Source organism: Albidovulum aestuarii, from assembly GCF_029961185.1.
Classification (GTDB): Bacteria; Pseudomonadota; Alphaproteobacteria; order Rhodobacterales; family Rhodobacteraceae; genus Albidovulum; species Albidovulum aestuarii.
Genome location: NZ_JASBQQ010000001.1, coordinates 886,074 through 906,461, shown reverse-complemented (window position 1 = coordinate 906,461; position 20,388 = coordinate 886,074). Strand labels below are relative to the sequence as shown.

At 60.1% G+C, this 20,388-nt stretch carries 21 protein-coding genes; 9 read left to right on the top strand and 12 right to left on the bottom strand.

The genetic code is table 11. The features are described from left to right. Positions 1-164 precede the first annotated feature (164 nt). Together QKW60_RS04635 and QKW60_RS04630 are read right to left on the bottom strand one after the other, a co-directional pair. The gene (locus QKW60_RS04635; RefSeq protein WP_282366831.1) at positions 165-1,109 is read right to left on the bottom strand and encodes a PLP-dependent cysteine synthase family protein; all 945 of its coding nucleotides are present in this window, start codon (positions 1,107-1,109) and stop codon (positions 165-167) included. 146 nt (positions 1,110-1,255) lie between these two features. Continuing rightward, positions 1,256-1,948, bottom strand: coding sequence for a winged helix-turn-helix transcriptional regulator (locus QKW60_RS04630; RefSeq protein ID WP_282366830.1), 693 nt, complete (start codon positions 1,946-1,948; stop codon positions 1,256-1,258). 169 nt (positions 1,949-2,117) lie between these two features. Between QKW60_RS04630 and QKW60_RS04625 the strand changes: the two genes are divergently transcribed. After that, positions 2,118-2,444: a DUF1330 domain-containing protein gene (locus QKW60_RS04625; protein ID WP_282366829.1), complete on the top strand. Its 327-nt coding sequence runs from the start codon at positions 2,118-2,120 to the stop codon at positions 2,442-2,444. Between the two features lie 271 nt (positions 2,445-2,715). Here the strand turns inward: QKW60_RS04625 and QKW60_RS04620 are convergent, their stop codons facing one another. Genes QKW60_RS04620 through QKW60_RS04595 form a run of 6 tightly spaced genes read right to left on the bottom strand, consistent with a single transcriptional unit; the run spans position 2,716 to position 8,381 of the window. Next, the gene (locus QKW60_RS04620) at positions 2,716-3,513 is read right to left on the bottom strand and encodes a phosphodiesterase (protein ID WP_282366828.1); all 798 of its coding nucleotides are present in this window, start codon (positions 3,511-3,513) and stop codon (positions 2,716-2,718) included. 4 nt (positions 3,514-3,517) lie between these two features. Beyond that, positions 3,518-4,327, bottom strand: coding sequence for a carbohydrate ABC transporter permease (locus tag QKW60_RS04615; RefSeq protein WP_282366826.1), 810 nt, complete (start codon positions 4,325-4,327; stop codon positions 3,518-3,520). Next, positions 4,324-5,217, bottom strand: a complete 894-nt coding sequence (locus tag QKW60_RS04610; protein WP_282366824.1) for a carbohydrate ABC transporter permease — start codon at positions 5,215-5,217, stop codon at positions 4,324-4,326. Before QKW60_RS04610 ends, QKW60_RS04615 begins: the two co-directional genes overlap by 4 nt. Positions 5,218-5,270: 53 nt before the next feature. Then, positions 5,271-6,527, bottom strand: coding sequence for an ABC transporter substrate-binding protein (locus tag QKW60_RS04605; protein ID WP_282366823.1), 1,257 nt, complete (start codon positions 6,525-6,527; stop codon positions 5,271-5,273). 51 nt (positions 6,528-6,578) lie between these two features. Next, positions 6,579-7,601, bottom strand: coding sequence for an ABC transporter ATP-binding protein (locus QKW60_RS04600; protein WP_282366822.1), 1,023 nt, complete (start codon positions 7,599-7,601; stop codon positions 6,579-6,581). A 3-nt stretch (positions 7,602-7,604) separates the two neighbouring features. Next, the gene (locus QKW60_RS04595) at positions 7,605-8,381 is read right to left on the bottom strand and encodes a DeoR/GlpR family DNA-binding transcription regulator (protein WP_282366820.1); all 777 of its coding nucleotides are present in this window, start codon (positions 8,379-8,381) and stop codon (positions 7,605-7,607) included. A gap of 267 nt (positions 8,382-8,648) precedes the next feature. Here QKW60_RS04595 and QKW60_RS04590 point away from each other — a divergent pair, with 267 nt between their 5' ends. Next, positions 8,649-9,533 carry an HAD-IIA family hydrolase gene (locus QKW60_RS04590; RefSeq protein WP_282366819.1) on the top strand — a complete coding sequence of 295 codons (885 nt, stop codon included), beginning with the start codon at positions 8,649-8,651 and terminating at the stop codon, positions 9,531-9,533. A 562-nt stretch (positions 9,534-10,095) separates the two neighbouring features. Here the strand turns inward: QKW60_RS04590 and QKW60_RS04585 are convergent. Further along, a complete protein-coding gene (locus QKW60_RS04585) occupies positions 10,096-11,115 on the bottom strand; it encodes an IS110 family RNA-guided transposase (protein WP_282366804.1) in 1,020 nt (339 codons plus the stop codon). A gap of 470 nt (positions 11,116-11,585) precedes the next feature. On the opposite strand from QKW60_RS04585, the gene QKW60_RS04580 reads away from it, so the two are divergent. From QKW60_RS04580 to QKW60_RS04570, 3 genes are read left to right on the top strand one after another with little or no spacing between them, the layout of a single operon-like run. After that, positions 11,586-11,912 (top strand): DUF3489 domain-containing protein, encoded by a 327-nt coding sequence (locus QKW60_RS04580; RefSeq protein ID WP_282366802.1) that lies wholly within the window; start codon positions 11,586-11,588, stop codon positions 11,910-11,912. Continuing rightward, entirely contained in the window at positions 11,902-12,312 is a 411-nt protein-coding gene (locus QKW60_RS04575; protein ID WP_282366801.1) for a DUF2924 domain-containing protein, read from the top strand. Before QKW60_RS04580 ends, QKW60_RS04575 begins: the two co-directional genes overlap by 11 nt. Next, positions 12,309-13,949, top strand: coding sequence for a recombinase family protein (locus tag QKW60_RS04570; RefSeq protein WP_282366800.1), 1,641 nt, complete (start codon positions 12,309-12,311; stop codon positions 13,947-13,949). Before QKW60_RS04575 ends, QKW60_RS04570 begins: the two co-directional genes overlap by 4 nt. A 411-nt stretch (positions 13,950-14,360) precedes the next feature. Here the strand turns inward: QKW60_RS04570 and QKW60_RS04565 are convergent, their stop codons facing one another. Together QKW60_RS04565 and QKW60_RS04560 are read right to left on the bottom strand one after the other, a co-directional pair. Then, positions 14,361-15,071 (bottom strand): ImmA/IrrE family metallo-endopeptidase, encoded by a 711-nt coding sequence (locus QKW60_RS04565; RefSeq protein ID WP_282366799.1) that lies wholly within the window; start codon positions 15,069-15,071, stop codon positions 14,361-14,363. A 172-nt stretch (positions 15,072-15,243) separates the two neighbouring features. Then, on the bottom strand, positions 15,244-15,573 hold the full coding sequence (locus QKW60_RS04560; RefSeq protein WP_282366798.1) for a helix-turn-helix domain-containing protein: 330 nt from the start codon (positions 15,571-15,573) through the stop codon (positions 15,244-15,246). Between the two features lie 131 nt (positions 15,574-15,704). Between QKW60_RS04560 and QKW60_RS04555 the strand changes: the two genes are divergently transcribed. The 3 genes from QKW60_RS04555 (at position 15,705) to QKW60_RS04545 (ending at position 18,503) form a co-directional block, all read left to right on the top strand. Continuing rightward, the gene (locus QKW60_RS04555; RefSeq protein ID WP_282366797.1) at positions 15,705-17,009 is read left to right on the top strand and encodes a site-specific DNA-methyltransferase; all 1,305 of its coding nucleotides are present in this window, start codon (positions 15,705-15,707) and stop codon (positions 17,007-17,009) included. Next, positions 17,006-17,719, top strand: a complete 714-nt coding sequence (locus QKW60_RS04550; RefSeq protein ID WP_282366796.1) for a DUF5681 domain-containing protein — start codon at positions 17,006-17,008, stop codon at positions 17,717-17,719. Before QKW60_RS04555 ends, QKW60_RS04550 begins: the two co-directional genes overlap by 4 nt. Before the next feature lie 322 nt (positions 17,720-18,041). Continuing rightward, on the top strand, positions 18,042-18,503 hold the full coding sequence (locus QKW60_RS04545) for a helix-turn-helix domain-containing protein (protein ID WP_282366795.1): 462 nt from the start codon (positions 18,042-18,044) through the stop codon (positions 18,501-18,503). A gap of 334 nt (positions 18,504-18,837) precedes the next feature. Here the strand turns inward: QKW60_RS04545 and QKW60_RS04540 are convergent, their stop codons facing one another. Further along, positions 18,838-19,770: an IS5 family transposase gene (locus QKW60_RS04540; protein WP_282366794.1), complete on the bottom strand. Its 933-nt coding sequence runs from the start codon at positions 19,768-19,770 to the stop codon at positions 18,838-18,840. Between the two features lie 80 nt (positions 19,771-19,850). Between QKW60_RS04540 and QKW60_RS21025 the strand changes: the two genes are divergently transcribed. Further along, positions 19,851-19,943, top strand: coding sequence for an SEC-C metal-binding domain-containing protein (locus QKW60_RS21025; RefSeq protein WP_419762642.1), 93 nt, complete (start codon positions 19,851-19,853; stop codon positions 19,941-19,943). The last annotated feature ends 445 nt before the right edge of the window (positions 19,944-20,388 follow it).

The following is a 20,388-nucleotide window of genomic DNA, read 5'->3' as shown; positions in this document are numbered from 1 at the left end:
CCCCTTGCGCTGGTATCATCATCGCGCAAGAGGAACAGGGCGTCGAGGTCGCTTTGTCTTGCGAGCGTTGCGCCCTTAAGGCGCGTTACCGCACCATTTTGATCACTGAAAGTCCGCTCAGCGGGACATTGCGGACGTCCGTCTTGAATATCTTCCGCCTTGCCCTATCCGTGCTGCGAAGGGCTGTAGATTGGCCCTCCGAGATACTTTGCCCCGCTGTCGCAATTGAACGTAACGACGCGTTTGCCCGGTCCCAACTCAATTGCCAGTTCAATTGCTGCGCAGACGTTTAAACCCGTCGATCCGCCGCCAAACACACCTTCTTCCCGCGCGAGCTTGCGACACATCTCAAATGCTCGTTCCTGATTGACCATGCGGACCTCACTCACTTGCGATCGATCAAGAAACGGCGGATCGGGAAACACGGCGATCCCCTCGACCTTGTGGCCTCCTGACCTGCCCGTGGTCAGTAACGGAGACTGGCTTGGCTCCAGAGCAACGACATGCGGAGCTACACCCATCTCGCGCATACCGTCGAGCGATCCCATCAAGGCTCCACCGGTCCCAACGCCTGCGCAGACGACGTCGATGTCTCCATCGAGCGCTTCGGCGATCTCACGGCCCATGGTCTGATAGCCCGTGCGTACATCGGGTGATCCGAACTGGTCCGCGTAGTAGTGCCCCGGTTGGTCTGCGAGCGCATGGGCGCGCAGTCTCATGCGTTCAGCCAACTCATGAGTAATCGCCCCATCCACGCTCTTCTCGACGAGCACCTCGGCCCCGAATGCCTCCATCGCTTGTTGCTTACTTTTCGAGAACGCATCCGAGAACACCGCGGTGAACTTCAACCCGAGGACGCCAGAGACGAAAGCCAACGCCGTTCCGGTGCTGCCGCCGGTGAACTCAACAACCGTGTCGCCAGGGGAGACATCGCCGCGCTCCAGGGCTGCATTCAGCACTGAGATCGCCATTCGATCCTTGTATGAGCCTGTCGGGTTCCCACCCTCGAGCTTCACCCAAACCTCAGCCGCACCCCCCGGCACCACCTTCCGGAGCCGCACCAGTGGCGTGTTCCCAATTGCCGCTATCCCAGCTCCAATTGCTTCCATGCGATACCTCCTCTCGCCACCATATCCGCCAAAACCATAAACAAAGAACAATCGTTGCGTCGCTGATACCGCTCATCGACGCAGCTTGCGAGTATAGGTGTCCGCATTGCGGGACCAAGCCGCCGCGGCATCCAAGCTGCATCATCTCAAGCGACAAGCTTCTTCTGTGCGGCGAATGGACTGAGGCCAAGCCACGTCTGGATGGTCGAAGAAAGCTCCTTGGACCCGGTGAACTCGAATCTATCACGTTCTGCGGCGACGTCGCTCACGCCCATCCATATTGCCGTCATTGTTCTGAGGTCAGTGCGGACATACAGGTCCACTTCGAACCCTGGATCAGCCCAGCAAAGATCGACTTCTCCTGCCGGTTCGATCACCAGCCACCAGTCGCTCTTTGTGGACGGTAGATCGTGGTACAAGAATTGAACTACGACGCGCCGCTTTGGCAAAGGGTCGGGGTTCAAGTTGCGTCTCATATCCCACATTAAGAGTGAAGGATCGAGATTCTTAAGCGACAGCGATGATTCAACCCACTTTTGACCCCACATGCCCATGGCGATGACAACCTCGCGGAGATCGCGGCCTGCCTCAGTAAGGTGATATTCAAATACGCCCCGCTCTGACGGAACGGGTTTTCTCTCTACGATTCCGTCTTTTTCGAGATCTTTCAGTCTTTGTGACAGCAGCGTCGGCGACATTTTTGGCACGCCGCGGCGCAGGTCATTGAACCGGCTAGAGCCAGCTATGAGCTCCCGCAAAAGCACCATTGTCCAGCGAGTGCACAGCACTTCGGCTGCCATGGCTAGCGGGCAGAATTGTTTGTAACCGGCTTGGGTCATGTCTCGTTCCTCTTTCCTCTAAGGCGACAGTAATCGGTTCCGCGCAGCCGCCTAGTCCAGAAACTGTATCACCCAGTCCAGTTTCGTGACTGGATGGCGTTCTCCCTTCGCTGGCAGATTTCGAAGACACGCCGCGCCATCCGGGCCGGCCCATGAAAGGAAAATGCGCATGACTGTTTATTTAATCGCAGACATCAAGGTCACCGACGACGGTTGGGTCCCCGAGTACGCGACCAACGTCCACGAGTTAGTGCAAAGGCATGGAGGCCGTTACCTGTCCCGAAGCGGCAACATCGAAACTCTTGAAGGCGCAGACAAGGACAGCACCCTGATAGCCATCCTGGAGTTCCCCAGCCGAGAGGCACTGGATGGGTTTGCCGCAGACCCTGACTACGCACCGTACGGCCGAGCCCGCCAGGCCGGCAGCGTGTCAAACTTTCACGTCATTGACGACACAGACATCGCCGGTACGATCCCTTATCTAAAGGCCGGTTGATAGAGACTCCAAGGTTCGGGCCGATAGCGGCCTGAACCGCCACGCATAAACGTCCGCATTGCGCTCAGAGCCGAACTGAGGCGGTGCCGCATTTCCGTGGTCTTGTTGTCCTGCGCCCGGTACGGACGGCCCATTGCGGTCATTGGCAACTATACAGCCTGCTGGAGCCCGGTTTGACCAAACCTGCCTTTGATCCCTCAGCGCTGACCTGTGCGATTAATTTGGTGGACCTCGCGCCCTAAAAACGACCTTCAGGTTGACCCGAGACGGCTTAAAAGGGGAATGGCCCTTCGCCGGTCTCCAACGGTATCGCGCTCCAAACCCCTTCGGGTCCCGTATCGATTAGAGCGCAGCCCGTTGGGCCGGTGAAGAAACCGACCGGTGCGTCAGTGCGAATATCCAATGCGAAGGCACTGCAGATGGACGGCGCTGTCGCCACCAAATGCCGCCCTATCCGTCTCTGGTAGATCCCGTGGACGTGACCGGCAACAACTGTGACCGAGCCCCCGGCTTCATCCAGAATAGGCCAAAGGGCAGATGCATTCTCAAGACCGATGGCATCCATAAACCGGATACCTGTACGCAAGGGTGGATGATGGAGAGCCACGACCGTTGGTCGTGACCCTGCCTCTGACAGGGCGACGGACAGGAACGCGAGGCTTTCGCGGCGAAGGACACCTCCGCCCTTTCCCTCCACCAGCGTGTCGAGCCCAATGACAAAGGTATCGCCGACCTCCTGAAGCCAATCAATCAGACCCGAGGCCGGCATCGCGGGCAGGTCGGAAAAGCCGGCGTGGAATGCCGCCCGGTCATCATGATTGCCGGGCACAACGAGAAGAGGAAGACCAAGCCGGTCAAGCTCGGCGCGGGCGACGACATAGCTTTCATGGCTGCCATCGTCGCTGACGTCGCCAGTCACGAGGACACCGTCGAGTGGCCCGAGGGCGTCCAATTTATTCGCCAGCTGATCTATGGCTCTACGAAGGATCGCGCCGGTATCCAATACGCCAGATGCCAGCGAACCGGGTGACACGACATGCAGATCGCTGAGTTGCAGAAGGCGTGCCATCCTGTCACTTGATCCCGGCGCGCAGGAAAGCCTGCACGAACTGACGCTGGAATACGAGGAAGGCGATCAGAAGGGGGGCGACGGACATCATCGTTGCCGCCGAGATCACCGATATGTCCACGCCGTTCTCGGGCGCGCCAAAGATAGAAAGGCCGACGGTAAGAGGTCGAGTATCGGGTGAGTTGGTGACGATGAGCGGCCAAAGGAAATTGTTCCAGTGGGTTGAAACCGACACCAGCGCATAGGCAAGATACGTGGGCCGCGCGAGAGGCACGTAGACCCGCCAAAGGATTCCGAACCAGCCGCACCCCTCGACCCGCGCGGCTTCGTGCAACTCGATCGGAACACCCTTGAACGCCTGCCGCATCAGGAAAATGCCGAAGGCCGAGGCCATGTAGGGCATGCCCACCCCAAGGATTGTGTCGAAAAGACCCAGTCGCGAGACCATCGCGTAGTTTTCGACGATCAGCACCTCGGGCAGGATGAACAGTTGCATCAGGACCAGGATGAAGACGAAGTCGCGCCCCGGAAACTGGACCTTGGCAAAGGCGAACCCCGCCAGCGTTGTGATCACGAACTGACCGATGAGAATAACCGTGACAAGAAAGAAGGTATTGACGAAATACCTCAGCCAAGGTGCCCCGGCCCAAGCTGTACGAAAATTATCGAGCGTCCAGGGGGCGGCAACATTGAAGTTGACCGCGTCCGACGTCGTGTGAAACGCCGCCCAGAAGGCGAAGACCAAGGGCGAGATCCAGATCACGGCAAGGAGCAGAGCGCCCAGTGTCTCGATATGTCGGGAAAGCGCGCTCATTGGTAATGGGTCCGCTTGTCGAGATAGGAAAACTTGATCCCGGCCACTATTCCCAACACCGCCAGCACGAGGATTGTCATAGCCGCCGCGTGCGGGGCATCAAAGAAAGCGAAGGCCATTTCCCAGATGTAATAAAGGATCAGTTTAGAAGCGTCATTCGGACCACCCTTGGTCAGGATGAACAAGTGGTCGATCAGCTTGACCGAATTGATCAGGGCGTTGACCATGATGAACAGTGTCGTCGGCATCAGAAGCGGCAGTACGATCCTGCGGGTATAGGTCCAGCGACTCGCGCCCTCGATATCGGCAGCCTCTTTCAAATCCTCGGGGATGGTCTGGAGCGCTGCGAGATAGAAGATCATGAAAAACCCTGCCTCTTTCCAAATCGTCACGATGATCACGGCCCAGAGCGCGGTTTCGGGCTGGCCCAGCCAGTTAACGCTGGGAAGACCAAAGAGCGACCCGATCTGGTCCAAAACGCCGAGACCCGGCGTGTAAAAGAATAGCCAGAGATTCGCTGCGGCAATCATGGGCAGAACGGTCGGCGTGAAATAGGCGGTTCGCACGAAACCTCGTGCTGGTATCTTCGAATTGGCCCAGAGTGCCATTCCGAGCGCGATGGCGATCGACACGGGAATTGTGACGCCTGCGTAGATCAGGTTGTTGGTCACAACCTTCCAGAACGTCGGATCAGAAAAGAGGTCGGCGTAGTTTTCGCCGCCTATGAACTCGCTCGGACGCCGTCGTGTTCCTCGGCTGAAGAAGCTGGACCAAAGCGTGGCCAGAGAAGGATAAAAGGCGAACGCCGTCAGAAGGATTGCCGCAGGAGACAGGAGTATCCAGCCATAGATCGCCTGTCTGCGACGCTCGATATTCACGTGATCCGCCATCTTCCGCCCCCAAGAAATGCGGATGCCCGGCCACTACCGGACATCCTTCTGGCTTATTGGTAGTCGCTCAGCAGCCGGACCGCTGCCGCCTGAGCCTCGGCCAGCGCGTCTGACGAAGTCTTGGTTCCGGTGAGCGCCGCCTGGATCGCGTTGTTCAGTCCCTCGCGCACACGTGCGGTTTCAAAGGTCGAAAACTCGGCCACAGCGTTTTCAAGCTGGTTACGCGCCACAAGCGCTGGAGGAAACTCCTCAGTATAGGCCTTAAGCGCCTCGGTTTCGTAGGCGGCGGACGACACGCCCATATAGCCGGTCTTGATCGACCATGTCGCCGCCTGTTCGGGCGCGGTCATGAACTCGATCAGCTTGAGTGCTGCGGCCTTCTCCTCTGGCGAGGTGTCCTTGAAGACGTAGAAGTTGCCTCCGCCGGTGGGCGAGCCCTTGCGCACATTCGCAGGCAGTTCGGCCACGCCGAAGTCGAAGCTCGCGTCGTTCTTCACGGCGGTGAGATTGCCGGTCGAGTGCCACATCATCGCGGTCTGACCCTCAAGGAACGCCTGGCGCAGGGTTCCCCACTCGACGGTGCCTTCGGGCATGATCCCATGTTCCGTGGACAGCGATTTCCAGAAATCGAGCGTTTCGATGACGGCTGGGTCGTCGAAATAGGTCGTCAGGCCGTCATCGGACATGACTTCCTTGCCGTTCTGGATCGCGAGTGCCTGGAACATCCAGTAAGGGTAGCCTGTCGATGGGATCATGAGCCCATAGGTGCCCTCTTTGGTGAGAGCCTTTCCCATCGAGACCATTTCTTCCCATGTCGCGGGCGGACTTTCGGGATCAAGGCCGGCTTCGCGGAACTTGTCCTTATTGTAATAGGCGACAATCGTCGAACGCTGGAAGGGGATGCCCCATGTCTTGCCCTCGATACGGCCATTCGCCATGAGCGCGGGATAGAAGCTGTTCAACCAGTCGGGGCTCACGCCCTCGATATCTTCGAAGGCAACGATGAGATCCTGTTCGATCAGGTCATAGGCATCAATCGAGAACATCACCGCAAGCTGCGCCGGTTCGCCAGAGGCAAGCGCCGACAGTGCCCGAACCCGAGTATCATCGTAGTTGCCGGAGTAAATGGCATTGACCTTGATATCGGGGTTCGCGGCTTCGAAGTCAGCAACGATGCCGTCTACCACCTCGGTCAGCGCGCCGCCGACCGCGATCGGGTAGTACATCGTCAGTTCCGTTTCCGCCAATGCCGGAGCGGCGAGAGCTGTGGCCGAAACGGCGGCCAGTCCGATTTTCCTAATTGCGTTCATGGTTTCCTCCCTAGTTGTTTCGATAATCGTTTCTTTATCCGTTGGGCGACCTCAGGCCGGTTGCGTGAGCCTTCGCCCTGTATCGTCGAAGAAATGAAGGTCTTCGTCGGCGAACGAGATTTCCATCTTTTCGCCTGCGGGAATCTGCTTGAGTCCCGGCATGCTTACGGTGAGCCCCGTGGCGGAAGGGTGCGAAAGTCCAATGAAAGTTTCGGACCCAAGGAACTCGCAATCGGTGACCTGGCAGTTCAGACGGCCTTTCCCAGGTTCGGCTACGCGCACATTTTCAGCCCGAAGCCCGATGGTGGCTGCCTGTTCGAATCCCGGCAGCGCCTTGCCTCCGATCAACGCCATGGGCGGCGCACCTACGAACTCGGCTACGAAAGTATTGACAGGCTTGTAGTAAAGGTCCTCTGGCGCTCCGGTCTGTTGGATATGCCCGTCCTTCATCAGCACCACCATGTCGGCCATGCTCATCGCCTCGGTCTGATCGTGGGTGACATAGACCACCGTGATCCCAAGATCGACCTGAAGCTTCTTGATGTCCTTGCGAACCGATGCGCGAAGCTTGGCGTCGAGGTTCGACAGCGGTTCATCCATCAGGCACAGGGGCTGGTTCGCAACGATCGCCCGGGCGAGCGCCACGCGTTGCCGCTGCCCGCCCGACAGTTCGCCAGGCTTGCGTTTCTCGTAGCCCAACAGACCGGTGATCTCGAGAGCGCGGGTAAGTTTCTCACGCCGCTCCGCCGCACCGACCTTTCGCACTTTGAGGCCGAAGACAACGTTTTCAGCCACGCTGAGGTGCGGGAACAGGGCGTAGGATTGAAACACCATCGACAAGTTTCGTTCCGAAGGCGCAGCCGTGGTCACATCACGACCGTCGATGACGATACGCCCCTCATCGGGTAGTTCGAGCCCCGAGAGCAGACGGAGCGTTGTCGATTTTCCGCAGCCCGAGGGGCCCAAAAGCGCGACGAATGACCCGCGCGGTATTGAAAGCGAAATATTCTCAACCCCAAGCTGTCCGTTCCAGCGTTTAGCAACGTTTTCAACATGAACGAACGGTTCTGCCATTGCTCACTCCGCCCCCTCTGTAAAGATGATTTGTCGGCCCAACCCTTCCACGAGGTCCGTGTATGGCTTTGAGGGTCGGCGATCGCAGATCACTAGGTCAATCTCAGACAGATTTCCGCCGGCCGCCGGCGCAAGACGCCCAAACTTGCTTTGGTCGATGACTAGGATCGATTTCTGCGCGTTTTTCCGCATCCGTTCGGTCGCGCGTACTTCCGCCTGATGAAACTCCAGCAGTCCACCGTCGAGGTCGATGCCCGCTGTTCCGAAGATCGCGTATTCCGAGCGATATCGCGCGAAAAAATCAACCACCTCTTCGCCCACGAAATCGCGGTCGGGCAGCCGAATCTCGCCGCCGGGAATGATGATCCGGTTCGACACCTCTTCGCTCAGAGCCATCGCCGCGCTAAGGTTATTGGTGATGACGGTCAGTTCCTTGCGCCGATGCAACGCGCGCGCAACGCTGAGCACTGTCGAGCCGATGGAGATAAAGAGCGTGGCACCATCGGGGATCTGCGCCGCAGCCACTTCGGCGATGGCGCGCTTGCCGACAAGATTGGTGCCGGCGCGCTGGTCAAAAGGAGTGTTCAGGCGGTCCTCGGCCAATTCGATCCGCCCGTGCGCACGGCGCAAACCCTGGCTGTTGCTTAGAATGTCGAGATCGCGCCGGATCGTCTGAGTTGATACGCCAAGCATCTCGGCCAAGGCGCCCACGCTGACGCCTCCCCGCTCCTGAACGACCTGCTCTATAAGGTCGCGCCGCCTGATCTTCTTGGATGCCATCAGCCACCTGTGTCTTTGGTGGAACGATACCCCAAAAAAGCCACAAAACAACAAAAAACTCGTACAAAATTGTGCAGATTCGGATTAGAAACTACCCCCGTCGCGATAGATGGACAAAAATACGCTTAATAACAACCATATACCGTGAATTCTGTCTTGTTAAAAATGTTGTTTTGGAGTTTTTGCTTTCATTTCCAGCAGAGGCGGTTACCATTCAGCAGAGTCGCGGCCTAATTGCGTGATCTTTCGGGGGAACCGACGGACCAAATGGAAGACGTCTTTTCCATCTTCAATCGCTATGAAGCGGTGCGGCACCGGCTTCCCGACGCTGGTTTTGCCGAAGCGACTACCGAAATCGGCTCCCTTCTCGACATCGCGGGACAGGTGGATGCCTTCGTCTTTGATGCATTCGGCGTCCTCAATGTCGGAGAAACCGCCATTCCGGGTGCCGCCGAACGGCTGGATGAACTACGCTCGGCGGGGCACCAGATCCGGATTCTGTCGAACGCGGCGAGTTACAACCACGAGAGTGCAACGGACAAGTTTCGTAAGCTTGGAATGCGGATCTCGGGCGACGAGATCGTTACAAGCCGCGATGCGGCGCTTGCCGGATTGGATGCGCGGCTATGGGGATGCATCGCCGCGCCATCGGATACCTTGGGCGACATTCCCGCCTCGACCTGCCATCTCGGCAACAATCCTGCGGTGTATGATCGTGTCGATGGTTTCCTCTTCCTCTCCACCGAGGCTTGGCGACCGGAGCATCAGGAAGTTCTCAGGCTAAGCCTGCTGACCCGCCCGCGCCCGCTGGTGATCGCGAACGCGGATCTGGTGGCACCACGCGATTTCGGCTTCTCACTGGAACCAGGTTACTACGGACATTTGCTTGCCGACGAATGTCACGGTGACATCCGCTTTTTCGGCAAACCGTTTCCTGAAGTATACGAGATGATCGAGGCGTCGCTTCCGGGCGTTCCTGAACACAGGATCGCCATGTGTGGCGACACGTTGCACACCGATATCCTTGGAGCTGCAGCACGGGGATGGCGTACCGTTTTGGTCACAGGCGACGGATTGTTCGCCGGAGTCAATACGCGTTCATTCTGCAATCGCTCTGCGCTCATCCCGACGTGGCGGCTGCCGCGGATCTGACAAATTAACAGATCCCCCAACGCATTAGTTGCTACACTCCACGGGTTACGGCAAGCATTCCATGCGGTGGAGCAAAGTTGCCCGTATTTGCAGAAAGACTGGCAACCTGCGGCTATATAGCTCTTGCTCGGGGATACCAGGAAAAACAGCAAGGTGTGCTACTTCGGGATCGAGTTCGAAGACGCTCTGGCGATCTCTGAAAGTCCGAAAATATAGGAGCCCGGGCCGCCGTCGCTGGCAGCCCGAAGCTACCGTCGAAGCCATATGAACGTCAGCTTTTGAGGTTGTGTGTGTTTTGATCGCAGTCGCAGCGAAGGTCCTGTGTGGATGGCTCCTGCATAGCAAGCCCTTTTTGAGTTGATTTCGTGCATTTGTCAGAAGCAGTCGTGTGTCCGGCCTGTTTGCGCGGTTTTGACCGCTGGCCCTGATGGGTTCCGCAAACCAAGTCCTTTACGGCTTTGCGGGCTGTAACGCCCGGGACCTTCGACGGGGTGTCCTGGTTTTGGCGGCTGACTGATGCACCATCATTTCGCAGGTCTTGCTAACTCGTGGTTCTTTCTCCTCAGGCCATATGTGGGTTGTAGGGTGCGTTTCGGGTTAGAACGGCCCAGACGATCCGAGCTGTCTTGTTCGCCATAGCGACTGTAGCCAGGCGGGCAGGTTTGCGTTCGAGTAGTGACGTCAGCCATTTGCTGGCGCGCTCCGGATGTGATCGGGTTTGCCTGACCAGCGATGTCATCCCGACGACAAGCAATGATCTTAAGTATTGATCGCCCATCTTGGTGATCCGTCCCAGCTTCTCTTTTCCACCGCTGGATTTGTTCGCAGGCGTCAAGCCAAGCCAAGCAGCAAACTCCCGGCCATTTCTGAACTGGTGCCCGTCTCCAATGCTGGCGATGATGGCAGAGGCTGTTACCGCCCCAACGCCAGGGATGGTTCGCAACAACCGCACCCGTTCGTCTTCCTTGGCGACCTGCTTCAAACGCTCTTCATACCAACGGATTCTATTGTGGAGGGCCATGAGCTGTTCAGACAGGTTGCGGATCACCTCGTTGGCAATATCAGGTAGGTCGAGAACTTCGCCGAGGGTGATGTCTTCAGCAAAACCAATCACACGAGCCAGGCCTCTTGGAATGCAAATACCGAACTCGGCGACCAGTCCTCGAAGGCCGTTGACGAGCTGCGTCCGTTGCCTGACCAAGAGATCGCGAGCACGATGAAGGGACAGCAAGGCTTGTTGCTCAACCGTCTTAATCGCGACAAAGCGCATGGTCGGACGGGTAACCGCTTCGCAAATTGCCTCGGCGTCAATCGCATCGGATTTGCCGCGCTTCACGTAAGGTTTGACATATATCGGCGGGATCAAACGCACGTCGTGGCCCAAGGCGGTCAACTCACGAGCCCAATGATGAGCGCTGCTGCACGACTCCATGCCGATCAGGCAGGGCTCAAGCTTCGCGAAGAACGGCAAAACCTGTGCGCGCCGTAGCGGCCGGTTAAAGGCAACGGCATTGTCCTCGCCAATTCCATGGACCTGAAACACGTTCTTGGCGAGATCCAAACCAATCGTGGTAACTTGCATGGGGTGGCTCCTCTCATAAGCAGACTTAGACACCTGCACTATGGCGCATCGCGACGCCGCTTGGAGCAGGAGCCATCCACCCCATCCGCTTTCCGCCCGGCCATTCGGATCGAACCCGTCGCGGCCTGACCGTCGGGCGAATGTCCGGTTTCGCCGTCGGTGCCCCGCCCTCTTGCTCCTGCAGCGAAAGTCCGGTTTCCCGAAGGTTCGACCACTAACATGTGTTTGCAGCAAATATGATCCTTGTTCGCATCAGAATGGCCGCTTTCGCAATCACTTCACGGTGAGTGTGCGTCCGCGGCGAAAGCCCGGAATCCCGCCAGCCCCAATCAAAATGACTGGACTTCGCGCTGTGCAAGAGCGGTAGTGACACTGGCTTGAATGACCGGCCACATCTCCGCCCGGGCTCCTCCGGGCTCATGTCAGTAGCAGGGGCAGGGCGCTCCTGTGACCTAGGACAGGAGATGACCATGACCACAGTGATCACCAACGTAAAACCCCGGCGCAATGCGTCCGCGAAGCTGCCGGCCAAGCGTGCGACCAAGAAGGACCAGCTGATCAGGATGCTCGGCGCCGTCGCGGGTGCCGACGTTATCACGATCAGTACGAAGCTCGGCTGGCAGACACACACCACTCGAGCCGCACTGACCGGCTTGCGCAAGGCGGGCCACGAGGTGGTTGCCGAGAAGTCCGGGCAGGGAAAGCCAGCCCGCTACCGGATCGTCGGAACGCCAGCCATCACTGTGTCGGCGGACACCGCTGCCACGAACCCTCTGGAGTCCAAGGATGCCGGGTAAGGCCGATCCGGATCGGGCCGCGCTAAGGCAGGATTGGGAGGAGGCCTTCGGGTCTCCTCCGCCCGCCTATGCCTCGGTCGCCTTCCTGGGCAAGGCGCTCGCCCACGAAGCGCAGGTGAGGCAATACGGCGGCCTGCCCGCCGCCACCCGGCGTGCGCTCAGCCAGATTGCGTCGGGCAAGCCGGTCGAAGAGGCAGCGCGGGGACGGTTGCGACCCGGCGCGCATCTGTTGCGGGAGTGGAACGGGCGGAACTACCAGGTCGAGGTGCAGGAGAAAGGCTTCCGGCTCGACGGCAGGACCTGGCCATCGCTCTCGGCCATTGCCCGGCACATCACGGGGACGACCTGGTCCGGCCCGCGCTTCTTCGGACTCAATGATCGAGCCGGAGGCAAGGGATGAAGAAGATCCGCTGCGCGATCTATACGCGGAAGAGCTCTGAAGAGGGACTCGAGCAGGAGTTCAACTCGCTCCATGCCCAGCGGGAGGCTTGTGCTGCCTACATTGCCAGCCAGAAGGCGGAAGGCTGGATATTGCAGCCAACGCAATACGATGACGGCGGGATCTCGGGTGGCACGTTGGAGCGCCCGGCGATGCAGCAGCTTTTGGCCGATGTCGATGCCGGCCTCGTCGATCAGATCGTGGTCTACAAGATCGACCGGCTGACCCGGTCGCTTGCCGATTTCGCCAAGATCGTCGACCGGCTGGACTCGGCGGGAGCCTCCTTCGTCTCGGTGACGCAGAGCTTCAACACCGCAACCAGCATGGGGCGGCTCACGCTCAACATGCTCCTGAGCTTCGCCCAGTTCGAACGTGAGGTGACGGCCGAGCGGATCCGCGACAAGATCGCGGCCTCCAAGCGCAAGGGGCTCTGGATGGGTGGCTACGTGCCGCTGGGTTACGACGCCGACGGGCGCACGCTCCGGATCAATTCGGAAGAGGCAGAGACGGTGCGCACACTCTACGATCTCTACCGCGGGTACGGCACGGTTCGTGACGTCAAGGAGGCGGCAGCGGGGCTTGGCCTTCGGTCGAAACGCAGGGCCGTTGCGGATGGTCGCATGCGGGGCGGGATACCTTTGGATCGTGGTCACATCCATCACATCCTGACGAACCCGCTCTATGCCGGGAGGATACGGCACAAGGGACAGGTGCATGACGGCCAACACCCCGCGATCATCGAACCTGAACTTTGGGAAGAAGTGCAAGCGCAGCTGACGGCCGAGGCAAGGAAACCCCGCGCCCGGAAGGCATCGTCCACTCGTTCGCTACTCTGCGGCAAGATTTATGATGAAACCGGCGACCGGTTCACGCCCTCGCATTCCCGGACCCGGGCCGGTGCACGGTTACGCTATTACATCTCGCACCGTTTGGCGGCGCGCAGCGGCGAGGCGGGTGTCTCCGGATGGCGGCTGCCAGCGGAAGAACTGGAGGCTCGGATCGAGGCGGTCGTTCGCGGGATGTTGTCCGACGTCACGCTGGCCGGACGCTTGTTGACCGCGCCGGGCACGGATGAGATCGCGCGGCTGCGGTCCAGGCTGGAAGGGCTGACCGGTGCGGCAGGTCGAGCCGATCTTCTGAACCTCGTCGGCCGCATCGACATTGCGCCGGGGCATTTAATGCTCGTCCTCGATGCAGCTGCGCTCGCCCTGCATCTGACGCTGGACGTGGATCGGCTGGATGCAGATGCCCTTACGAAATCCGTGCCGTTCCAGCTCCGCAAGCGCGGCGTCGAGACGAAGCTGGTGCTCGCCGATGCCCCTGCCGGGCGCGATAACACGTTGATCCGCAACATCGCTCGCGCCCATCGCTGGTTCAATGAGATCCGGGCCGGGCGCGGCTTCGATGAGATTGCAATAGCCGAAGGCGTCTCGAAGCGCCGCGTGCAGCAGATGGTCGATCTCGCCTTCCTCGCCCCGGACATCATCCGCGACGTTCTCGATGGCAAACAGCCGCTCGGATTTACCTCCGACTGGTGCAGGACCCACGCGCTTCCGTCCGACTGGGACGAGCAGCGCCGCATGGTCTCGGCACTCTGATCTACCGTCTCCACACCTCGCACCGCGAAAATGGCAAACGCAGACTTTGGCCGGTTTGCGTGACCGTTTGCGGTGACCTGGCGGTCTGCGCAAACAAGGATTCCGCGCAAGTCGCGGAAAACGCGCGACTATCCGGGGTCAACCTCGCACCGTCTCGATTTGCAGAACTGGGTGGCTGTGCTGGCAGTCCCGGGCTATCCGGTCTCGCCCCAGAAATCCCTGTTTACAGGGAATTTACAGGGAAATCGGCGTGTTTTCGGGGCGTTGGGGCGATTTCCGTCCTGATTAATGACGCCTTTTCAATGGTTTGTAAGCAAACTCCCTGCGCGTGATAACAGGGAATTTGAAATCCCTGATCAGGGAAGTTCACAGGGAAAAACAGGGAACGGATCAGGCGGAACAGGGACAGGGCTATTTGCGCCGCCTGCTCCTGCCAAATCCTGGCATGCCAATCTCTATGGGCTCGCCATCGTTTGCATCATCGTCATCGGGCAGATCGGCCCAGAGCAACGTAACGGCATGTCCGTCGCGGCCGACGCGTGTCTGCTCGTAGATCTCCACGCCGTCCCGGTCGGTCCAGGCCGCAGCCGGGCTCTCCGCCGCGTCGGTGAAGCCCATCTTACCGTTGCGGATGGCCCGGGAGGCCTGGGTCAGGTCGGAGAGAATGTCGCCCCTGCCGCGCGGGATCCACGGGAAATCGCGATGGCGCTTGGCCGTGCGGATCCTGCCGTCCTTGGTCCAGATCGCGGCGACCGGCTCACCCGTCAGGTCGACATAGCGCCGGATCGTTGCCTCAAGGCTCAGGTCGAGTTCGTCGGAGTTCATCTGAAGTTTGCGCAAGTCGGGATCATCGTCGATGCACGTGAGCATCTTGTATACCGGCGCCAGGAGCGCGATCGCGAAGTGGTTTGCCTCCGCCTCCTGCTTGTGATGACGCGTATCATCACGCTCTTCCCGCATGTCCCTCGCAGTGCAGCGGAAGCCGTCGTCCTTGCTCAGGTCGTGCCGTTCCATGAGAAAGTGCCCGAGTTCATGGGCGATACTGAACCGCGCCCGACGCGCACCGTGAGCCATGTTGACCAGGATGGCGCCAAAGCTGCGCACCCGATCGGTCAAGAGCATGCCCTCAACTCCGTCCAACTGCGCCTTTCGAACTTCCAATATGTCCAGGCCGCGCGCGATCTCCTCGACTGGCACCGCCCTGTCGAGGGATCCTAGCCGATCATGGATTGCGCCCGCCAGACGCTGAGGCGCGTGGATGTCGGCAAGGTCGATCCGGTCGAGGTCCAGCTGCCTAAGCCTCCTCGTCCATCCGCGCGCGCAGCGACTTGATCATGTCTTCGACGACAAGGCGGTCACGGTCCGACAGGCCCTGCAGATCGCGGTGAATGCGGTCGATGCGCTGCTCCTTCATCGAGGGCGCGGTTTCCTCTCCGACGAGCACGTCAATGCTGACCCCGAAATGCCGCGCCAGCGCGCGGACGAGTTCGAACGACGGGTTCTTGCTGCGGCCCTTCTCCAGCTCCCAGACATGCGGTTTAGAAACGCCGACCGCATCGGCGACCTGCTGCAGGGACTCCCCGCTCTTCTGGCGCAGTTCGAACAGTCGCTCTCCGATGTTCATCGCGTGCTCCTGAATTGCCCGTGTCGAACGGCACCGTAAGCCAAGTTGAACAACGACTCAACGTCTGATACATCTAACGTCAGAGGTCGGGGGAATCGCCCTAGGCGAGCAGAAAGCGAAAGGAGGCCGCTATGTACGGTCTGAAGATCGAAGAGGTCGCGGTCGGCGATCTGAGACCCTGGGCGAAGAACGCCCGGACCCATTCGAAGAAGCAGCTGAAACAGATCGGCGAGAGTATCCGGACCTTCGGCTTCACCAACCCGGTGCTCATCGACGCGGTCAATACGATCCTTGCGGGGCATGGTCGGGTCGAGGCGGCGAAGCTCATCGGCATGGCATGTGTGCCTTGTGTCCGGCTCGAACACATGACTCCCGATCAGAAGCGCGCCTATGTGCTGGCGGACAACAAGCTGGCGCTCAATGCCGGCTGGGACGAGGAACTGCTGGCCGAGGAGCTTCAGGCGCTGTTGGGCGTCGAGAATCTCGGCTTCGACATCGGCGTGACGGGCTTCGATCTGGGCGAGATCGACACACTAATCAGCGGGCTTTCGGTCGAGGAGCCGGGCGATCCGGAGGATGATATCCTCCCAACTGGGGCGCCCCGGCGTGCTCATCCCGGTGATGTTTGGCAGCTCGGGCGGCACCGGCTCGTCTGCGGCGATGCGCTCGATCCGGAGGTCGTGACGATGCTCATGGATGGCGAGCAGGCACGGATGGTCTTCTCGGACCCGCCCTACAACGTGAAGATCTATGGCCATGTCGGCGGCTCGGGCAAGACCAAGCACCGCGAGTTCGCGATGGCTTCGGGCGAGATGACGGTGTCTGAGTTTGCGGAGTTCCTCACAAGGGCCTTCCGCAATATGGCCAATCACAGCATGGACGGCTCGATCCACTATCTCTGCATGGACTGGCGCCATATGGGCGAGATGCTGGAAGCGGGGCAGGGGGTCTACGCGGAACTCAAGAACCTCATCGTCTGGGCCAAGGACAATGGCGGCATGGGCACCTTCTACCGCTCGCGCCACGAGCTGATCTTCGCCTTCAAGAAGGGCGAGGCGCCGCATGTCAACACGTTCGAGCTGGGCCAGCACGGCCGCTACCGCACCAATGTCTGGAACTACCGGGGCGTGAACACGATGCGGGCGGGGCGGATGGAGGAACTGGCGCTGCACCCGACGGTGAAGCCGGTGCAGATGATCGCCGACGCAATCCGCGATGTCTCGGGGCGCGGCGAGATCGTGCTCGACCTTTTCGGCGGTTCCGGGTCGACCCTGATCGCGGCGGAGAAGACCGGGCGGCGGGGTTATCTCGTTGAACTCGACCCGATCTACTGCGACCGCATTCTCACGCGGTGGGAGGCCTATGCGAAAGACGAGGCCGAGTGCCTCGCCTGCGGCTGGCCGAAACCCGTCGCGCGGCTGGAGGCGGCGGAATGAGCGGGCAGGGGGGAGACAAGCAATCCCGGGCGCTCGCCCTGCGCCCGGGCTACGAGGTGGGTTATGCAAAGCCCCCCGAGGCATCGCGGTTCAGGCCGGGCCAGTCTGGCAATCCGCTCGGGAGGCCGAAGGGCACGAAGAACAGGCGCCCTGCACTTCACGAGGAGCGGATGAAGGACATCATCCTTGACGAGGCCTACCGCACGATCACGGTCCGCGACGGCGACCGCAACGTCACGGTGCCGATGGCGCAGGCCATCATGCGGTCGCTTGCCGTCAACGCCGCCAGGGGCCAGCACCGGGCGCAGCGGCTGTTCGCCGAACTGCTCGCGGCAACTGAGCGGTCGCGGGCGGACCTGCAGGAGCGCTACATCGGGGCGGCCCTCGACTACAAGATCGCTTGGGAGCGGGAACTCGCCCGACGCGACGCGCTCGGCATCACCGACCAGCCGCCGCCTTTACCGCATCCCGATCATGTCATCGTCGATGTGCGCAACGGCACCGTTCGCATGGTCGGCCCAGCCACCAAGGAGGAGAAGGCCGAGTGGGATGCCATTCTCGCTGAGAAGGCGGTGCTCGAGGACAGCGTCGCCCAGCTCCGCCAAGCCAACGAAACCGAGACCGATCCCGAGGAGATCGCGGACAACCTTCGATACATTGCCCTCGGCGAAGAAAAGCTCGTATTGGTTCGCAAGATCATGCCTGGGTGAGGACGACAATATGGGGCCGCGTTGAGGCGCGGCCCCAAAGATTGCTTCGATGTACGGCCCGTTCCGGTCACTCGACCTTCCTCATGAATGCTGCGGCCGCAACCCGCTTAGACGCCATTCGCAGCAGCGACAAAGTCTGGTGTCTGGCGAACTCACAGATCGCGCGAATTTGAGGGCTTTCGCTGCGGCTGCACCAATGAGCGCATCGTAGATCACCACATCAGTCCCGGTGCGGTCCGTCTATCAGTAATCACAAAAACAACAATTGTGTTGATCTAATTTGAATAGATGTTATGTTGCGTATGAGGCTGATGGAGTGCGCATGGCAGAGTGGTCAGAGTTCGAGACGCAGGGTTTCATAACACCTGACGGGACGGAAATGGTGATCGTCCGGCGCAAAGATTGGGACGCCGTTTGTTCTCTTGCCGAGAGCGCGGTGGCCAAGATCGAGGAGGAAGCAATGAATATCCCTGACGATGTCGAGCAGTATCTGAAGCTGGGACTCAACCCCGTTGCTGCGTGGCGGCGCCATGCAGGCGTGACCCAGGCGGTGCTTGCAGACAAAGTTGGCGTAACCCAGGCGGCCATTGCCCGGATCGAAGCCGGACCGACAGGTGCCGGTCGCGACGATACGTTGACACGCATCGCCAAGGCGCTCGGAGCGCCGCTGGCGCACATCAATCCACCGGCCAAGACGCCGGCCGAGCGCATGCGCAAGGCAATAGCCAACAGCACCAACGCGAAGACCGGGCGCCTGCTCCAGCCTGCCTCTACTAGCCGCTGAAACAATCGGCCCGGAGCGGACCTTGACCATTCAATCGAACGCCACATCGCAGCTTCATCATACCAGACATTGATGGTGTTCGCAGCGGTTTTGGGCCAGTGCTTGAGGTCGATCTTGCGCGGATTGCGGGCTCGCTCTGCACTGAGTAAAAGTTCACTGCGTCACCGGGAGTTTGTCATGGACCAGTCCGACCAGGAGCTCGATCGTCTCAGCGCGCTGTTGCATGCGTTGCCCGTCGAGAACATGCCCATGACGCTCAGCGAACTTGATGGCTATTTGGGGCTCTGTTGCACAAAGCCTCTGATGTCCGAGGTTCCCCTTTCCCCGGACGGATTCAGCCCACGGCCTCTGTGACAGGGATGCCAAGCGCGGTGTAGGCGTTCATGACGGCGATACGGAGCTGAACTTCCGCGACCTGCCGGTCAAAGTCTCGCGCCATGAGGCGCTGCCCCAGCAGTTTCATGCAGTGCATCTTGGTTTCGGCACGGCTTCGTCGGTGGTATCCGCTCCAGTTTCGCCAGATCGCGCGGCCGAGGTATTTCGCCGCCCGTAGGGCCTCGTTTCTGGCCACCGCACCCGCGGTGACGGTCTTCCACGGCTTCGCATTTTTTCGCGGTGGGATGACAGCATGAGCACCGCGCTCGGCGATGGCATCATGGCATTTGCGGGTGTCATAGGCACCGTCTGCGGTGACGCTCGCTATCTCCTCCTCGGCCGGGATCTGGCTGAGCAGGTCAGGCAGGACGGGTGCATCGCCGATATGGCTCCCGGTGATCTCGACGGCCCGAACCTCCAGCGTCTGCTCGTCGATCCCGAGATGGATCTTTCGCCAGACGCGCCGTTTGGCGCCGCCGTGCTTGCGCGCGTGCCATTCGCCTTCGCCCTCGACCTTGATGCCGGTGCTGTCGATCAGCAGGTGCAGCGGTCCCTTGGCCCCACGGTAGGGAATGTTGACGGCCAAGGTCTTCTGGCGGCGGGACAGGGTGCTGAAGTCCGGCACCGTCCAGTCCAGGCCGATCAGGCGCAGCAGGCTCTCGACAAACCCGGTCGTCTGGCGCAACGCCATGCCGAACAGCACCTTCATTGAAAGGCAAGTCTGGATGGCAGCATCGCTGTAACTCTGCCGGCGGCCACGCCTGCCTGACGCCGCGGCCTCCCAGCTCATCTCGGGGTCGAACCAGACGGTCAGCGAGCCACGGCGCTTGAGCGCTTCATTGTAGGCCGGCCAGTTCCTGGTCTTGTAGGTCGGGGGTGTGGGTCTGCTCATGCATCCCATCTACCACGCTGGATTCACAAGATGAATCCCTTAAGGGATTTGTGCAACAGAGCCCCGCCAAACGCTCGGAAATGCCGTTCAAGGCCGGTCCCCGGCCAGGGCGGAACGATCCGTGTTCCTGCGAGTCGGGCCGTAAGTACAAGCAGTGTTGTGGGCGGAACTGAACACCCGATCAGGCGTGTCCCGGCCCGTTCCGGTCACTCGACCTTCCTCATGAATGCTGCGGCCGCAACCCGCTTAGACGCCATTCGCAGCAGCGACAAAGTCTGGTGTCTGGCGAACTCACAGATCGCGCGAATTTGAGGGCTTTCGCTGCGGCTGCACCAATGAGCGCATCGTAGATCACCACATCAGTCCCGGTGCGGTCCGTCTATCAGTAATCACAAAAACAACAATTGTGTTGATCTAATTTGAATAGATGTTATGTTGCGTATGAGGCTGATGGAGTGCGCATGGCAGAGTGGTCAGACAGAGCCCTTATTCCACGCCGATCCACATTGCAGACGCCTTGCCGTCTGGCTTTGCGGCGAGGAGGCCGCCTTGGGGGGGGCAAGCAAGTGCAGCGACGGGTTCAGGCGGGATGCGGCGCGCCGGACAGCGGTGCGGGGC

Bases quoted from the DNA above. Each gene is read 5' to 3' on its own strand.
- QKW60_RS04635 (WP_282366831.1), bottom strand. From the start codon at position 1,109: ATGGAAGCAATTGGAGCTGGGATAGCGGCAATTGGGAACACGCCACTG.
- QKW60_RS04630 (WP_282366830.1), bottom strand. From the start codon at position 1,948: ATGACCCAAGCCGGTTACAAACAATTCTGCCCGCTAGCCATGGCAGCC.
- QKW60_RS04625 (WP_282366829.1), top strand. From the start codon at position 2,118: ATGACTGTTTATTTAATCGCAGACATCAAGGTCACCGACGACGGTTGG.
- QKW60_RS04620 (WP_282366828.1), bottom strand. From the start codon at position 3,513: ATGGCACGCCTTCTGCAACTCAGCGATCTGCATGTCGTGTCACCCGGT.
- QKW60_RS04615 (WP_282366826.1), bottom strand. From the start codon at position 4,327: ATGAGCGCGCTTTCCCGACATATCGAGACACTGGGCGCTCTGCTCCTT.
- QKW60_RS04610 (WP_282366824.1), bottom strand. From the start codon at position 5,217: ATGGCGGATCACGTGAATATCGAGCGTCGCAGACAGGCGATCTATGGC.
- QKW60_RS04605 (WP_282366823.1), bottom strand. From the start codon at position 6,527: ATGAACGCAATTAGGAAAATCGGACTGGCCGCCGTTTCGGCCACAGCT.
- QKW60_RS04600 (WP_282366822.1), bottom strand. From the start codon at position 7,601: ATGGCAGAACCGTTCGTTCATGTTGAAAACGTTGCTAAACGCTGGAAC.
- QKW60_RS04595 (WP_282366820.1), bottom strand. From the start codon at position 8,381: ATGGCATCCAAGAAGATCAGGCGGCGCGACCTTATAGAGCAGGTCGTT.
- QKW60_RS04590 (WP_282366819.1), top strand. From the start codon at position 8,649: ATGGAAGACGTCTTTTCCATCTTCAATCGCTATGAAGCGGTGCGGCAC.
- QKW60_RS04585 (WP_282366804.1), bottom strand. From the start codon at position 11,115: ATGCAAGTTACCACGATTGGTTTGGATCTCGCCAAGAACGTGTTTCAG.
- QKW60_RS04580 (WP_282366802.1), top strand. From the start codon at position 11,586: ATGACCACAGTGATCACCAACGTAAAACCCCGGCGCAATGCGTCCGCG.
- QKW60_RS04575 (WP_282366801.1), top strand. From the start codon at position 11,902: ATGCCGGGTAAGGCCGATCCGGATCGGGCCGCGCTAAGGCAGGATTGG.
- QKW60_RS04570 (WP_282366800.1), top strand. From the start codon at position 12,309: ATGAAGAAGATCCGCTGCGCGATCTATACGCGGAAGAGCTCTGAAGAG.
- QKW60_RS04565 (WP_282366799.1), bottom strand. From the start codon at position 15,071: ATGCTCTTGACCGATCGGGTGCGCAGCTTTGGCGCCATCCTGGTCAAC.
- QKW60_RS04560 (WP_282366798.1), bottom strand. From the start codon at position 15,573: ATGAACATCGGAGAGCGACTGTTCGAACTGCGCCAGAAGAGCGGGGAG.
- QKW60_RS04555 (WP_282366797.1), top strand. From the start codon at position 15,705: ATGTACGGTCTGAAGATCGAAGAGGTCGCGGTCGGCGATCTGAGACCC.
- QKW60_RS04550 (WP_282366796.1), top strand. From the start codon at position 17,006: ATGAGCGGGCAGGGGGGAGACAAGCAATCCCGGGCGCTCGCCCTGCGC.
- QKW60_RS04545 (WP_282366795.1), top strand. From the start codon at position 18,042: ATGGCAGAGTGGTCAGAGTTCGAGACGCAGGGTTTCATAACACCTGAC.
- QKW60_RS04540 (WP_282366794.1), bottom strand. From the start codon at position 19,770: ATGAGCAGACCCACACCCCCGACCTACAAGACCAGGAACTGGCCGGCC.
- QKW60_RS21025 (WP_419762642.1), top strand. From the start codon at position 19,851: ATGCCGTTCAAGGCCGGTCCCCGGCCAGGGCGGAACGATCCGTGTTCC.